At 60.4% G+C, this 13,465-nt stretch carries 11 protein-coding genes and 1 tRNA gene; 8 read left to right on the top strand and 4 right to left on the bottom strand.

All coding sequences use genetic code 11. The features are described 5' to 3' along the window. Nucleotides 1-161: 161 nt before the first annotated feature. The 4 genes from ASG19_RS04715 to ASG19_RS04700 all read left to right on the top strand — a co-directional run bounded on the left by ASG19_RS04715 (nt 162) and on the right by ASG19_RS04700 (nt 4,552). Nucleotides 162-1,592 carry a HAMP domain-containing sensor histidine kinase gene (locus tag ASG19_RS04715; RefSeq protein WP_244476112.1) on the top strand — a complete coding sequence of 477 codons (1,431 nt, stop codon included), beginning with the start codon at nt 162-164 and terminating at the stop codon, nt 1,590-1,592. Nucleotides 1,593-1,728: 136 nt separating this feature from the next. Continuing rightward, a tRNA-Arg gene (locus ASG19_RS04710) sits at nt 1,729-1,805 on the top strand. A gap of 113 nt (nt 1,806-1,918) precedes the next feature. Continuing rightward, on the top strand, nt 1,919-3,448 hold the full coding sequence (locus ASG19_RS04705) for a glycosyltransferase family 39 protein (RefSeq protein WP_244476081.1): 1,530 nt from the start codon (nt 1,919-1,921) through the stop codon (nt 3,446-3,448). Between the two features lie 66 nt (nt 3,449-3,514). Further along, on the top strand, nt 3,515-4,552 hold the full coding sequence (locus tag ASG19_RS04700) for a 4-hydroxyproline epimerase (RefSeq protein WP_062453969.1): 1,038 nt from the start codon (nt 3,515-3,517) through the stop codon (nt 4,550-4,552). 39 nt (nt 4,553-4,591) lie between these two features. On the opposite strand, the gene ASG19_RS04695 is transcribed toward ASG19_RS04700, so the two are convergent. After that, complete coding sequence (locus ASG19_RS04695; RefSeq protein WP_082471820.1) at nt 4,592-5,518, bottom strand: tetratricopeptide repeat protein; 927 nt, start codon at nt 5,516-5,518, stop codon at nt 4,592-4,594. A 253-nt stretch (nt 5,519-5,771) separates the two neighbouring features. Here ASG19_RS04695 and pyrC point away from each other — a divergent pair, with 253 nt between their 5' ends. The 4 genes from pyrC (at nt 5,772) to ASG19_RS04675 (ending at nt 9,978) form a co-directional block, all read left to right on the top strand. Next, entirely contained in the window at nt 5,772-6,815 is a 1,044-nt protein-coding gene (gene pyrC, locus ASG19_RS04690) for a dihydroorotase (RefSeq protein ID WP_062453967.1), read from the top strand. Between the two features lie 113 nt (nt 6,816-6,928). After that, nucleotides 6,929-8,104 carry a GGDEF domain-containing protein gene (locus tag ASG19_RS04685; RefSeq protein ID WP_062453966.1) on the top strand — a complete coding sequence of 392 codons (1,176 nt, stop codon included), beginning with the start codon at nt 6,929-6,931 and terminating at the stop codon, nt 8,102-8,104. Between the two features lie 160 nt (nt 8,105-8,264). Further along, nucleotides 8,265-8,960, top strand: a complete 696-nt coding sequence (locus tag ASG19_RS04680) for an orotate phosphoribosyltransferase (protein ID WP_062453965.1) — start codon at nt 8,265-8,267, stop codon at nt 8,958-8,960. Nucleotides 8,961-9,051: 91 nt separating this feature from the next. Further along, complete coding sequence (locus tag ASG19_RS04675; RefSeq protein ID WP_062453964.1) at nt 9,052-9,978, top strand: carbohydrate kinase; 927 nt, start codon at nt 9,052-9,054, stop codon at nt 9,976-9,978. A 63-nt stretch (nt 9,979-10,041) separates the two neighbouring features. On the opposite strand, the gene ASG19_RS23400 is transcribed toward ASG19_RS04675, so the two are convergent. From ASG19_RS23400 to ASG19_RS04665, 3 genes are all read right to left on the bottom strand, one after another. After that, entirely contained in the window at nt 10,042-10,206 is a 165-nt protein-coding gene (locus ASG19_RS23400; protein WP_082471821.1) for a DUF3096 domain-containing protein, read from the bottom strand. A gap of 176 nt (nt 10,207-10,382) precedes the next feature. Then, nucleotides 10,383-11,999, bottom strand: a complete 1,617-nt coding sequence (pgi, locus tag ASG19_RS04670; protein ID WP_062453963.1) for a glucose-6-phosphate isomerase — start codon at nt 11,997-11,999, stop codon at nt 10,383-10,385. Nucleotides 12,000-12,100: 101 nt separating this feature from the next. Further along, entirely contained in the window at nt 12,101-13,354 is a 1,254-nt protein-coding gene (locus ASG19_RS04665) for an alpha/beta hydrolase (protein ID WP_244476080.1), read from the bottom strand. Nucleotides 13,355-13,465: the final 111 nt, after the last annotated feature.

The raw sequence follows: 13,465 nt of genomic DNA, 5'->3' as shown, positions 1-13,465 counted from the left end.
AAATGCGCCAGAAAGCTAGAATATGCAGATGATTGCAGCCACCACCGAACGGCTGGACAGGCGAGATAACGATGACGAGCCACATGGATGATGCGGCCGAAACTCCAAAGCAGGAGCAATCGGCGCAGACCGGAACAGCCTCCAGGGCGTCTGCCGAGCAGATGCCGCAGCTTTTCCGTGGGCTCTCCGGTCGTCTTCTCTGGCTGACGATCGTCTTCGTGATGCTGGCAGAAATCCTGATCTTCATGCCGTCGGTTGCCGGCATGCGGATGAACTGGCTGCGTGACCGGCTGGATACTGCCGCTGCGGCCGGGATTGTCATCGACGGACTTCAACCGGCGGAACTGCCCCGCGCCGTGCAGGACGACACGCTTCTTGCCACAGGAACAAAGGTGATTGCGCTGCGCAAGGACGGGACCTCGCGCCTGCTGGCAGCAGTCGATGTGCCGCCGCAGATCGACGAGCAGTATGATCTGACCGATACGCCGCTTCTGGTGACGATGCGCGACGCGCTGGACACGCTGTTTTTGGGCGGCGGACGCGTCATGCGCATCTACGGCCCGATCGGCGAAAGCGACATGATCATCGAACTGGTAATGACCGATGATGCTCTGCGCAAGGATATGCTCAAATACGCGAAGATGATGTTTCTCCTGTCGCTGCTGATTTCGATCATCACGGCAGTTCTTATCTTCCTCGCCATCAACCGCATGATGATCCTGCCGATCCGGCGCCTGACGAAAAGCATGCAGAAATTTTCTGAGCAGCCGGAAGATCCTGCGCGTGTGTTTACTGCCGACCGGTCTCGTGGCGAGCTCGCCGTTGCCGGCCGGCATTTGTCGGCCATGCAGACGGAGCTGCAGCGGACGCTGAAACAACAGCGCAACCTGGCCGATCTCGGTCTCGCCGTCTCCAAGATCAACCACGACATGCGCAACATCCTTGCGTCAGCGCAGCTGATGTCGGACCGCCTGACCGATGTCGAAGATCCGATGGTGCGCAGCTTCGCACCAAAACTGTTGCGCACGATCGACCGCGCCGTCGGCTACACGACCGAAGTGCTGGCTTACGGGCAGGCCTCGGAAGCCGCGCCGAAGCGACGCAGGATTCTTCTCGCCGAACTTTTCCAGGAAGTCCGCGACATCCTGGCCATCGATCCTGATGCCGGCATCGAATTTCACGATCAGATCGCCGTCGATCTCGAGGTCGATTGCGACAGCGAACAGATCTTCCGGGTGATCCACAACCTCTGCCGCAACGCGCTGCAGGCGCTGGTGACGTTCGAGCCGGACGACAAGTCGATTGCGCGCCGCATCACGGTGTCAGCCCACAGGGTCGGCAGCGTCGTCAGCATCATGGTTGACGACACCGGACCCGGCATGCCCCGCAAGGCCCGCGAGAACCTGTTCTCGGCCTTCCGCGGTTCGGCCCGGTCCGGCGGCACCGGTCTTGGCTTGGTGATCGCACGCGAGCTTGTCCTTGCCCATGGCGGCACGATTGCGCTGGTGGAAAAGCCGACCGAGGGTACTCAGTTCCGCATCGAAATTCCCGACCGTCCCGTATCGCTGGACGACTACCGCGCCCGCGCCTGATCGCAAAATCACGCAAATTCAGGGGCTTGCGAACTATTTGACATGAAAATGACAGTCGCTGACCGAAAATCGCTTGCAATCCTTTGCCGCAGCATTTAGAGGATCGCCACGCAAGCAAAACACACTGCTTGCAGACGCACCCGTAGCTCAGCTGGATAGAGCACCAGACTACGAATCTGGGGGTCAGGAGTTCGAATCTCTTCGGGTGCGCCATTCTCTTCTTCCCAAAAATGTTCTCTCAACTCTCGGTCCGCCGGCAATCATTTTTGTTGATTTGTCGATAGGGGATATGCGACCTGCTGTTCCGTCAATTCGGAGCGAGAACCATGCAGAACGCAAACATGCTGTCATCGAGAGACGGTGGCTCCGGCGCTAGTGGGGGCATCTCCGGCTTTCTTTCCGGCGGTGTGAAGCCGGTCGCGGTGTTGTTCGGCATCTACTTCATACTCAGCATCGCCATTCGCGTGTCGCTTCCCAATTCGTTGACGCTCGACGAGGCTGAGCAGTCGCTCAACTCGCAGTTCTGGCTGCTCGGCTACGGACCGCAGCCGCCTTTCTACAACTGGGTACAGAACCTGTTCGTTGGCGCGCTCGACATCTCGCTGCTGTCGCTGGCGCTGCCCCGGTTTGGAATGCTGTTCCTGGTCTATCTGTTCATGGGCCTTGCCGCGCGGGAACTGCAGGTCAGCCGCAGCTTTGCCGGCCTCGCCATGCTCAGCCTGACTCTGCTGCCGCAGGTTTCCTTCATGCCGCAGCAGGACCTCACGCACACGATCGCGCTTCTGATGGCGACCTCCCTGTTTTTCTACGGTCTTTGCCGCACGCTGGTGCGTCCTGACTGGCAGGGATATGCGATCATCGGCATTGCGATCGGGATCGGTACGATCTCGAAGTACAATTTCGTCATCCTTCCGGCCGCGACCATCGTGGCGGTTGCGCTCGATCGGGACTGGCGCGCGCGTCTTCTTGATCCGCGCATGCTGCTCGCCGCCGTCATCTGCATTGCCATCGTCCTGCCGCACGCGGTCTGGCTTCTCGGCAATCTCGATCTCGCAACGCGTGGCACGCTCGGCAAAATGGTTGAGTCGGATGCGCCGCAGGGTATTTTCCGCGTCACCAAGGCGCTCGGATCGCTCCTCGTCGCCTGCCTCGCCTTCGGCGCACTGGCTGTCGTCGTGCTGGCACTTGCATTCAAGTCGTCGGTCAAACGGGCGGTCAGGGCAGGGGATCGCTGGACCACGCTGTTTGGCCGCATCATGCTGTTCTCGCTGGTCGGCGTGGTTGCGGTCGTCCTCGTGGCTGGAACGACACGGATCACCGAGCGCTGGCTCGACCCTTATCTGCTGGTGTTGCCGTTGTATCTGCTGCTGAAATTCGATCGCGCCGGGGCCGACCTTGGTTTGGGTTTCAAACGGCTGGTCCCCGTGTTTCTGGTGATCATGGTGGTCGTGCTGGTACCGGGGCCGGCAAAGGTTCTGACGGCAGGCCTGCTTGGACCTCCGGGCCGTATCAATATGCCGTTTGCTGACCTGGCAAAGCAGATCCGCACCGAGGATCGCCCGGCAACCATTCTGGCGCTCGGGATGCATCTTTCCGGCAATATCCGCATGCAGTTTCCCGATGTACCGGTGTTCGACATCGACAGCGCATCAGTCAAGCGCGCGATGCGGGATCTCGCGCCGCCGGTCCTGGTGATCGAGGCGGATGGAGACGGTGCCGTTGTTGAGCCGAAACTCGATGCGGCAATGCTGGAAAGCGCGACCGGTCTTTCCGCCACCGATTTCCGGACAAGGCTCGTTCCGTATCATCGCGCGCCGGACCGAAACATGGGCTTCCGGTACCTCTGGCTTCGCTGAGGCCGGTTTCAAAGAGATCATGCCGGTGAGATCCGGCAACAGGTTCAAGCGCGTCAGGGGCGAAACATGAGATGGAAACGTACGATCCAGTTGCTGGATGTCCATGCCGAAGGTGAGATCGGACGGGTCGCAATCGGTGGCGTCCCCAAAATCCCGGGCGATACGGTCGCAGCCCAGCTTGCCTGGTTGAATTCCGATCCCAAGGGTCACGAACTGCGCCGCTTCCTCTGCCTGGAACCGCGTGGCGCCCCGATCGGTTCCGTCAACCTGCTGCTGCCGGCGAAGCATCCGGATGCGGATGCAGCCTTTGTGATTCTCCAGCCGGATCAGGCGCATGCCAGTTCCGGGTCCAACTCCATCTGCGCCACCACCGCGCTTCTGGAAGCCGGTATCGTCGAGATGAAGGAGCCCGAGACGATCGTGACGCTGGAAACGGCTGCGGGCCTCGTCAGGGCCGTTGCTACCTGCCGCGACGGACGATGCGAGAAGGTGAAGCTCACCATGGTGCCGTCCTTCGTCCATCAGCTTGATGTGACGATCAGCACACCGCAATGGGGAGATGTCACGCTCGACCTGTCATACGGCGGCATCTTCTATGCATTGGTTGATGTCGACCAGATCGGCCTGAAGATCGAGAAGGGCAATGCCGCGGAACTGGTCAAGGCCGGCATGATCCTGAAGGATCTGGTCAACCGGCAGGTCGAGGTCGTACACCCTGAAATTCCCGAAATTTACGGCGTTGCTTATGTGATGTTTCGCGATACGGAAGCGGATGGCACGGTCAGAACCTGCACGACGATGTGGCCGGGCCGGGCAGACAGGTCGCCCTGCGGCACCGGCAACTCGGCCAATCTCGCAACGCTTCACGCGCGCGGCAGGGCAAAGGTCGGAGACAGCTTCATCTCGCGCTCCATCATCGGCACTCAGTTCGAAGTGGGATTGGCTGCCGAAACGACGGTAGCCGGCAAACCTGCGATCATTCCGACGATAGCGGGACGCGGGTTCACATTTGGTCTGCACCAGATCGCGCTTGATCCGTTCGACCCACTGGCCGATGGTTTCGCGATGACGGATGTCTGGGGTCCGTCAGCCGGAGAGATCTAAGCGGAGGCCGTTGGCGAGCCTTGCGTCGTCTCGACGGTCTTAGATATCTCTGCCGTTCTTGGCAGGAGTTTCAATGTCACCCTGCTTCAGAACCAGCGTGTTCATACCCTCGTTCATGTCCTGCTTCGGCTGAGCTGGGATCATGCCGAGTTCCTGGAATTCCATGACCTTCTGTGCGCCGAACAGGTCGCCCTTCTCGGCAGCCTTGCGATAGAGGTCGACCGCCTTCTGCGCATCGGCCGTAATGCCCTCGCCGCTTTCGTACATCAGGCCGAGGTTGATCATCGCATCGGTATTGCCGCGCTGTGCAGCCAGATCGTACCAGGCAATCGCCGTCTGATCGTCGGCCGGCAACATCGTGCCTTCGTCATAAATCGCGCCGATATTGAACGCAGCGGTATCGTCGCCTTCAGCAGCTGCCTTTTCAAACCAGGTGAGCGCCTTGGTGACGTCGACCTGAGTTCCCAGGCCATCGCGATAGGCGACGCCAAGATTGTAGGCTGCGAGCCGGTTACCGCCGTTTGCGGCTTCGGTATAGAGACGGAATTCCTGCTGCTCGTCACCGAGTCGGCCCATCAGCATGCCGAAGTTAACCTTGGCTGCAGGGTAGTTTGCTTCGGCAGCTACATTATAAGCCGTCATCGCCTGATCGGCCTGTTCGGAATTGTTGAGCGCGCGGCCCAGCTGATAGGCGAAACGCGGGTTGCCGGTCGCCTCGTAAGCGGTGCGGCACGCATCAACGGCCTTCACGTCGATGTTTGCGATATCGACCGGAGCAAATGAACCATTGCGCTGCTCGTCGAACGGGCTGCCGGCAAGCTGGTCGCACTCGGTCTGAAGCGCTACAGTCACGAGGAGGTTGGAACGCTCCTGGGCACTCAGGGAAACCGTCAATGCACAGAAAGCTGCGGCAGCGCCTGCTGCAATTGCCAATCCCCTGTTGACTTTCGAATTAAGGGATTTCATCTTCTCGCTCCGGCTGGTAGAACTGTTCGATTGGTGGACGAACGCCGGAAATGCGGACTGGTTCCTGCCGATCTTAAGCTTTCATTGATAAATGGTATCCAGCCTGTGCACATTTGCGTGTAATCGGGGCGTGTAGTGATGGGGTTCCACACTATCGTCCGCGTCAGTTTGTTGTCGCGGTGATTGTTTTGAGCGGAATGTTGATGCTAAGGGGGATAAACTCTTCCAGCGCCAACAACCGCCCAGAGGCCCCATGAATACCATCAGTATCCGCCGCCCCGACGACTGGCATCTGCATTTGCGCGACGGCGCGGTTCTCGAAGGGGTGATCGGCGATACCAGCCGGCATTTCGCGCGCGCGATCATCATGCCCAATCTGGTCCCGCCGGTGGTCACGACCGCAGACGCAAGAGCGTACCGCGAACGGATCATGGCGGCGCTGCCTGTTGGCGACCGGTTCGAACCGCTGATGACGCTGTACCTGACGGAACAGACCGATCCCAATGATCTCGAAGACGGCAAGAACAGCGGCCTGATCACCGCAGTCAAACTCTACCCCGCCGGTGCCACCACCAACTCGCATGGTGGCGTTCGCGATTTCGACAAGGCGATGCCGGCGCTGGAGCGCATGGCAAAGATCGGCCTGCCGCTTTGCGTACACGGCGAAGTCACGACGCCGGACGTCGATATCTTCGACCGCGAAGCCGTCTTCATCGAGACCGTTCTCGATCCGCTGCGCAAGCGCCTGCCGGAACTGAAGGTGACGATGGAGCATGTGACCACGGCCGACGGCATCGACTATATCAAGTCGGCCGATTCCAATCTGGCTGGAACGATCACCACGCATCACCTGATCATCAACCGCAACGCGCTTCTGGTGGGCGGTATCCGCCCGCATTATTACTGCCTGCCGGTCGCCAAGCGCGAAAACCATCGGCTGGCGCTGAGAGCCGCTGCGACTTCCGGCGATGCCCGCTTCTTCCTCGGCACCGATTCGGCGCCGCATGTGGATCCGCTGAAGGAATGCGGTTGCGGTTGCGCCGGCATCTATACCTCGCTCAACACCATGAGCTGCCTTGCCCATGTGTTCGAACAGGATAACGCGCTCGACAAGCTCGAAGCCTTCACCTCGCTGAACGGCCCTGCTTGGTATGGTCTGGCGCCCAACGAAGAACGCATCTCGATGGTTCGCCAGGCTGATCCGGTTGCTTTCCCGGACAAGCGGGACACGGGGGCTGGCCTCATCACCGTGTTTGATCCGATGTTTCCGCTGCACTGGGAAGTCGTTGAAACCTAAGCGGCATTTGGCAGGAAATTTAAGCTTGACGGTTGCTTGGTAATAATTTGGAGACAAACGAGAGATAGTTTTCCGCCCGTTACCTGACTTCGATCACCGAAGAGTTTGCCGGCATGACGCTAGACTATAAATCTCTTCTGCTTGCGCTCGGCGTTTCTGCCGCGTGCCTGATGGTGACCTTGTTCGGCACCTGGTTTTCAAGGCGGACCGATTCTTTCCTGCTGACGCTGGTCATCGCATTGAGCATGACGGTAACCGGCATCTTCGCCTATGGCTTCTACACGGCCGAAGCCGGTACCCTGACCGCATCCGTCGCATACGTGTTCATGATCTCCGGCCTCAGCGTGATATACGGTGCTTCCGTGCAGTTCCGCACCGGTGCAAGGCCCTGGCGGCTTGCCGCACTTTTGGCGCTTGCGGCGATCGCCCCGGGTCTGCCGCTGATGATCGGCGGTCTCGACGGGCTGGGCTTCATCCTGATGAACATTGCAGCAGCGCTGCTTCTTGGCGGTACGGCATGGCAATACTGGCTGGCGCGCAGCGAAGCGCCCGGTCCGCTGACCGGCATGGCCATCCTTTATGCGATGAGCGGATTTTCCTTCGTTCTGTGTGCATCCGTCCTCATTGCCAACCAGCAGTGGGTGCTGGGTCACGCCCCGAACAACTGGGCCGAGACGCTCAATATCGGCATCTGCATCGCCGGCATGACAGGCATCGGCGCGCTCTCGCTGGCGCTTCACCAGTGGCGCATGGCAGCGCTGCATCGGCGCGAGGCAATGACCGATGCGCTGACCGGACTGATGAACCGCCGCGCCATGTTCGAGCGCAACGGCGGTCGGATGCTGGGCACCTCCACCGCGGTCATCGTGTTCGACATCGACCGTTTCAAGACAATCAACGACCAGTACGGTCATGCGGTCGGCGATGAAGTGCTGAAGATCTTTGCCGAGGATCTGCTGGTGGAAACGCCGGGCCCCAACACCGCGCGACTGGGCGGCGAGGAATTCGCCGTCCTTCTCGACAATGTTCTGCCGGGGCGCGCCGAGCGGATCGCCAACGATATCCGCAATCGTTTCGGTGCCCGTGACATCACGGTCGGGGTTGACCGCGTGCGCTGCACGGTCAGCGCCGGAATCGCGGTGGGTTCCCAATCGGGCGTGCTTTTCGAAACTGTGCTCAGTCTCGCCGATGCGGCACTTTACGACGCAAAGCGGGCCGGGCGTGACCGCGTCCAGGTCTCAGGCTACCTGCGGTCAGTGTCGTCGGGCGAAAATCGCACAAGCGCCTGAAAACGCCTGAATTCAGTAAATCGTACCCGCCTTGCGCTGGCGCGGTCTCCCGCTTGCTGATATTGCGGCGCGTGGTTTCTAGATGCAGTTCCGACAAGAATGTCATGCGGTCTTACCGCCGGGACTTGCGACACGATGAATCGAGCAAAGGAGCGGGCGCATGATTCAGACCACATTTCCGGACCGTAGCGTTATGGCCGAACTCATGGCCAAGATGCTGTGGGAAATCGGCGCGGTGCATTTCAATGCCGAAAAGCACTACAAGTTTGCCTCAGGCATGATGAGCCCGGTCTATATCGATTGCCGCAAGCTGCTGTCCTACCCGCGCATCCGCTCCACCATCATGGATTTCGCCGTGTCGACGCTTCTGCGTGACGCCGGCTTTGAAAAATTCGATTGCATCGCAGGCGGCGAGACCGCCGGCATTCCGTTCGCTGCCCTTCTGGCAGACCGCCTGGCGTTGCCAATGATCTATGTGCGCAAGCAGCCCAAGGGCCATGGCCGCAACGCACAGATCGAGGGTAACCTGCCCGAAGGTTCACGCGTCCTCGTGATCGAGGATCTGACCACGGCCGGCGGTTCGATGTTCAAGTTCATCGATGCCATCCGCGCTGCCGGCGGCGTCGTCGATCATGGCATGGCCCTGTTCTACTACGGTATCTTCGACGAGGGCGCGCTGCGTTTTGCCGATGGCAAGGTGCAGTTCCACCACATTGCCACATGGCGCAACGTGCTTTCGGTCGCCCGCGACCAGAAGCTGTTCGACGAGAACACGCTGTCGGAAGTCGAGGCATTTCTCGATGCCCCGCTGGCATGGTCGGCCCGCAACGGCGGCATCAGCGAACTGCCGCGCTAAGCATTCGCGGAACGCGAGCTTTTGCTCTGGTCAACGGACAAAAGCTCGCTTATTCCTGTCGAAAACAGGCAAATTCCTTGGGAGGAAATCCATGATCCTGTGCTGCGGCGAAGCTCTTATCGACATGCTTCCGCGTGAAACCACGCTTGGCGAAAAGGGCTTTGCGCCCTATGCCGGTGGCGCCATTTTCAATACGGCCATCGCGCTCGGGCGCCTCGGCGTGGACACGGGCTTCTTCACGGGCCTTGCCGATGACATGATGGGGGATGTGCTGCGCGACACGCTGCGCGGCAGCAATGTCGATTTCAGCTACTGCGCCATCACCGCCCGCCCGTCCACCATCGCCTTCGTGAAGTTGGTGGATGGCCATGCTACCTACGCCTTCTATGACGAGGGGACGGCCGGCCGCATGATCACCGAGGCCGACCTGCCGGCGATCGGCGACGATTGCGAAGCCCTGCATTTCGGCGCGATCAGCCTCATCCCGGAACCGTGCGGCTCGACCTACGAGGCACTGATGGCCCGCGAGCAGGGCGAGCGCGTCATCTCTCTCGATCCGAACATCCGTCCCGGCTTTATCAAGGACAAGGCCTCGCATCTCGCCCGCATCAACCGCATGGCGGCGATGTCTGATATCGTCAAGTTCTCCGACGAGGACCTCGCTTGGTTCGGCCTTGAAGGCGATGAGGACACGCTTGCCCGCCACTGGCTGCATCACGGCGCAAAGCTCGTCGTCGTGACCCGCGGCGCCGATGGTGCAGTCGGCTACACCGCCAATCACAAGGTGACCGTGCCGAGCGAGAAGGTGACGGTGGTCGATACGGTCGGTGCCGGTGATACGTTCGACGCCGGTGTGCTGGCATCCCTGAAAATGCAGAACCTCCTTACCAAGCCGCAGATCGCAAGCCTGTCGGAGGATCAGATCGCGGCCCTTCTGGCACTCGGCGCCAAGGCTGCGGCAGTCACCGTCTCGCGGGCAGGGGCAAACCCGCCGTTCGCGAAAGAGATCGGGCTCTGAGAAGGACCTTGTCGCCTGCCGACTGTCCTCGTTGATGAACGAAGCAGCGGCAGGACTTCAGGCTTAATTTGGCATCGGGATGTTTTGCATCACATTGGGCCAAAGGCCAGTAACGCCGATGAAGATCAGATAGAGCGCCACCACGTAATTCAGAATGCGCGGCATCAGAAGGATGACAATCCCCGCGATGAGCGCGACGAGCGGCTGGATGAAGACGATCGATTGCATTGTCTTGGCTCCTGGTCAGACTTTGGGCGTTTCGCCTGCAACGGCGAAAATGTCCGGGCCTTTACAAACTCGGTGAGGAGCTATTGGTTGCTCGGATCGCCAATCACGACGAGTCCGGCATGCGCTTCCGTGGTATCAAGGATGAGCCGGGCGAACCCGGCTCATCCTAAGGCGCCTCAGCCAATCAATGCCTTCACGAGACCTTGCGTCGAGCCGTCCTGGTCGTCAGCGGCGGCCTTGCCCTGCACGACGGGCAAAAGACCTGTCGCCAGTTCCTTACCAAGCTCCACGCCCCACTGGTCGAAGGAATTGATGCGGAACAGCACGCCTTCGACAAAGACCCGGTGCTCGTAGAGCGCAATCAGCCGGCCGAGCGCAAACGGCGTCAGCTTCTCGTACACGAAGGTGATCGACGGGCGGTTGCCGGTGAACACCCGATGCGGCGCGATGTGGCTGGCCTTCGCGTCGTCCATGCCGGCCTTTGCCAGCTGCGCCTTGGCCTCATCCAGTGTCCGGCCTTTCATCAGGGCCGCCGACTGCGCCAGGCAATTGGCGATCAGCAGATCGTGCTGATGGCGAAGCTCCGGCTCGAAGCCTGTCTTTGCGATCATGAACTCGGTCGGGATGACGCTCGTGCCCTGGTGGATCAGCTGGTAGAAGGCGTGCTGGCCGTTGGTGCCGGGCTCGCCCCAGACGACCGGGCCGGAATTGCCCTCAACCGGCGTGCCGTCGATCGTCACGCCCTTGCCGTTTGATTCCATGTCGAGCTGCTGCAGATAGGCCGGAAAGCGCAGGAGCCGCTGGTCATAAGGCAGGATCGCGCGGGTCGGGTAATCCAGCACGTTGCGGTGATAAAAGCCGATCAGGCCAAGCAGCATCGGCAGGTTCTGCGCAGTCGGCGCCGTGCGGAAATGGGTATCCATCGCATGCGCGCCATCGAGAAACTTGCCGAAGTTTTCAGGACCGACGGCAAGCATCAGCGGCAGGCCGATCGCCGACCAGATCGAATAGCGACCGCCGACCCAGTCCCAGAAGCCGAACACCCGGTCCTGGTCGATGCCGAAGGCCGCGACCTTGTCGAGCGCCGTCGACACCGCGCAGAAGTGGTGCTTCACCGCATCGTCGCCCAGCTTGTCGGCGATAAACTTGCGGGCCGTGGCGGCATTGGTCATCGTCTCGATCGTCGTGAAGGTCTTGGACGCGACAATGAACAGCGTCGTTTCGGCGTCGAGATGCTTCAGCGTATCGGCGATATGGGCGCCATCGACATTGGAAACGAAATGTGCGCGCGGGCCGTCATGGAAAGGCGCAAGTGCAAGCGTAGCCATGACCGGGCCGAGATCGGAGCCGCCGATGCCGATATTGACGACGTCGGTGATCGCCTTGCCCGTTGCACCCTTCAGGCTACCGGAGCGAATGCCGTCTGCGAATTTGCCCATCGCCGCAAGCACGGCGTTGACATCAGGCATCACGTCCTTGCCATCGACCATCACCGGAGCGTTGGAACGGTTGCGCAAGGCAGTGTGAAGAACGGCACGGTCTTCCGTGAAGTTGATGGCGACGCCCGAAAACATCTCATCGCGCTTTTTCGCAACACCGGCAGCTTCGGCCAGCGTCTCGAACAAAGCGAGGATCTCGTCGTTCACCGCAGTCTTGGAATAATCCATGATGAGGTCATCGAAGCTGACGCTGAATTTCCCGAACCGGCCGGGATCAGCAGCAAAAGCCTCGCGGATATCCGTGGCATTTGTCTTTTCGGCAGTGGATTTCAGCTCTTTGACGATGGTCTGCATGGACGTTCCTCGCATTCGGATGGATGCGTGGGAACCTATTCGCTTTCGCGTTCAAATCAAGCGCTGCGCGCGATGTTCGCTGCGTGCCTGGACTTCTGGCCTTACGGAACGATGGCACTTTCGGCCGTGTTGCCGATGGCGCGGCCGAAGCGATCTACCTGTTCGGCGTAGTTGCGCCGCGTGCGCGGGTCGAAGATCGAGATCGGTGTTGAGACGGCAACGCTTGCCGCACTGCCAACCGTCTGCGCCGTGCCGAGTGCTACGGCACCCAGACGCTCGCCAAGTCCGACATCGCTGTCGGTCACTTCCTGGCCGGCGATCAGCCGGTTGCCGATCAGCTTCACGACATCCGGGCTTGAGGCGAACTTGCCGTGGTTGAGCGGATCGTTCCCCTTCAGCGCCGTCAGATCGAGCACGGTAATACCGGCCTTCTCGAATTCGGTACGATAGGGTTCGACGGTCGGATCCACCTGCCCGAGCCGATCGATATTGCCCGAAATCCGTCGCGACAGATTGAGCGCACGGTCATCGCGCGAAACGAACAACGTGAATTTCGGATGCTTGGGACCAAGCGCCGAGAACTGGTTGGTGAACACGTCGACATCGAGATCCGGCGAGGCAAGGATGACGTTGGTGATCTTCGGTGCCACGCGACCGTCGCGGATCGCCATCTGGCGCAGCGCCTCGACTGTCAGCCATGAACCCATCGAATGCGCCATGATCGTCACTTCGCTGACCTGGGAATCCTTGGAAAGCCGGCTCAGCATGTCTTCCAGCGCGTCGCGGGAATAGTTGGTGCTTTCCTTGTCGTAGTTATAGGCAAAGATGCTGCCGCGCGACGGCCATGTGAAGAGGACCGGTGCCACATCGGTGCCGCTGTCGTGAACGATCTGGGCAAAACGGTAGACGGCGTCGTCGTAGCGGTTGTTGAACCCGTGCACGAACACCATTACCCGTCGGCTTTTCGGCAGGTTGCCGCGCAGCCACTCATTGGCACGCTGCGGCGAGAGCGGCGTGACCGAAAGCGTCGCAAATTCCTTGGTCGGATCCGCCACGATCTTTTTCGGCCACTGGACCTCGCCGATCTTGCGGACGGAATCGGGGGGTATCGAGACGCTGATTTCGGTCACGCTCGGGGTCTTGTCGCGCTCTCCGGAAAACAGCACGCCCGGCGTCTCGGAGGGTCGGCGGGTGGTGGCGACGAGAACGTCTACCTTGGATATGCCCTTGGTTTCCGCAGCCCCTGCCGCGGCTGGAACGAGCACGCCTTCAGGCCGCCCGGCGCAGCCCGAAAGGGCGGCTGCCAAGAGCGCAGCAATGACGATGCGACGAAAAGGTCCAGCGCTTTTATCCAAGCGAACTCCACATGCCAAAAAGTTAATTATCCTTAACGGCTATCGGAGCAGGCGTCGAAGGTCCACCTCAAACGGGTGATCTCTCGTCGGACAGGGACAGTTGAGCAGCGC

Source organism: Rhizobium sp. Leaf306 (genome assembly GCF_001423425.1).
GTDB classification, from domain to species: Bacteria; Pseudomonadota; Alphaproteobacteria; order Rhizobiales; family Rhizobiaceae; genus Neorhizobium; species Neorhizobium soli.
This window is presented reverse-complemented; position numbering and strand designations above follow the sequence as displayed.

Coding starts and splice junctions, on each gene's coding strand:
- ASG19_RS04715 (WP_244476112.1), top strand. CDS start 162: ATGCCGCAGCTTTTCCGTGGGCTCTCCGGTCGTCTTCTCTGGCTGACG.
- ASG19_RS04705 (WP_244476081.1), top strand. CDS start 1,919: ATGCAGAACGCAAACATGCTGTCATCGAGAGACGGTGGCTCCGGCGCT.
- ASG19_RS04700 (WP_062453969.1), top strand. CDS start 3,515: ATGAGATGGAAACGTACGATCCAGTTGCTGGATGTCCATGCCGAAGGT.
- ASG19_RS04695 (WP_082471820.1), bottom strand. CDS start 5,518: ATGAAATCCCTTAATTCGAAAGTCAACAGGGGATTGGCAATTGCAGCA.
- pyrC (WP_062453967.1), top strand. CDS start 5,772: ATGAATACCATCAGTATCCGCCGCCCCGACGACTGGCATCTGCATTTG.
- ASG19_RS04685 (WP_062453966.1), top strand. CDS start 6,929: ATGACGCTAGACTATAAATCTCTTCTGCTTGCGCTCGGCGTTTCTGCC.
- ASG19_RS04680 (WP_062453965.1), top strand. CDS start 8,265: ATGATTCAGACCACATTTCCGGACCGTAGCGTTATGGCCGAACTCATG.
- ASG19_RS04675 (WP_062453964.1), top strand. CDS start 9,052: ATGATCCTGTGCTGCGGCGAAGCTCTTATCGACATGCTTCCGCGTGAA.
- ASG19_RS23400 (WP_082471821.1), bottom strand. CDS start 10,206: ATGCAATCGATCGTCTTCATCCAGCCGCTCGTCGCGCTCATCGCGGGG.
- pgi (WP_062453963.1), bottom strand. CDS start 11,999: ATGCAGACCATCGTCAAAGAGCTGAAATCCACTGCCGAAAAGACAAAT.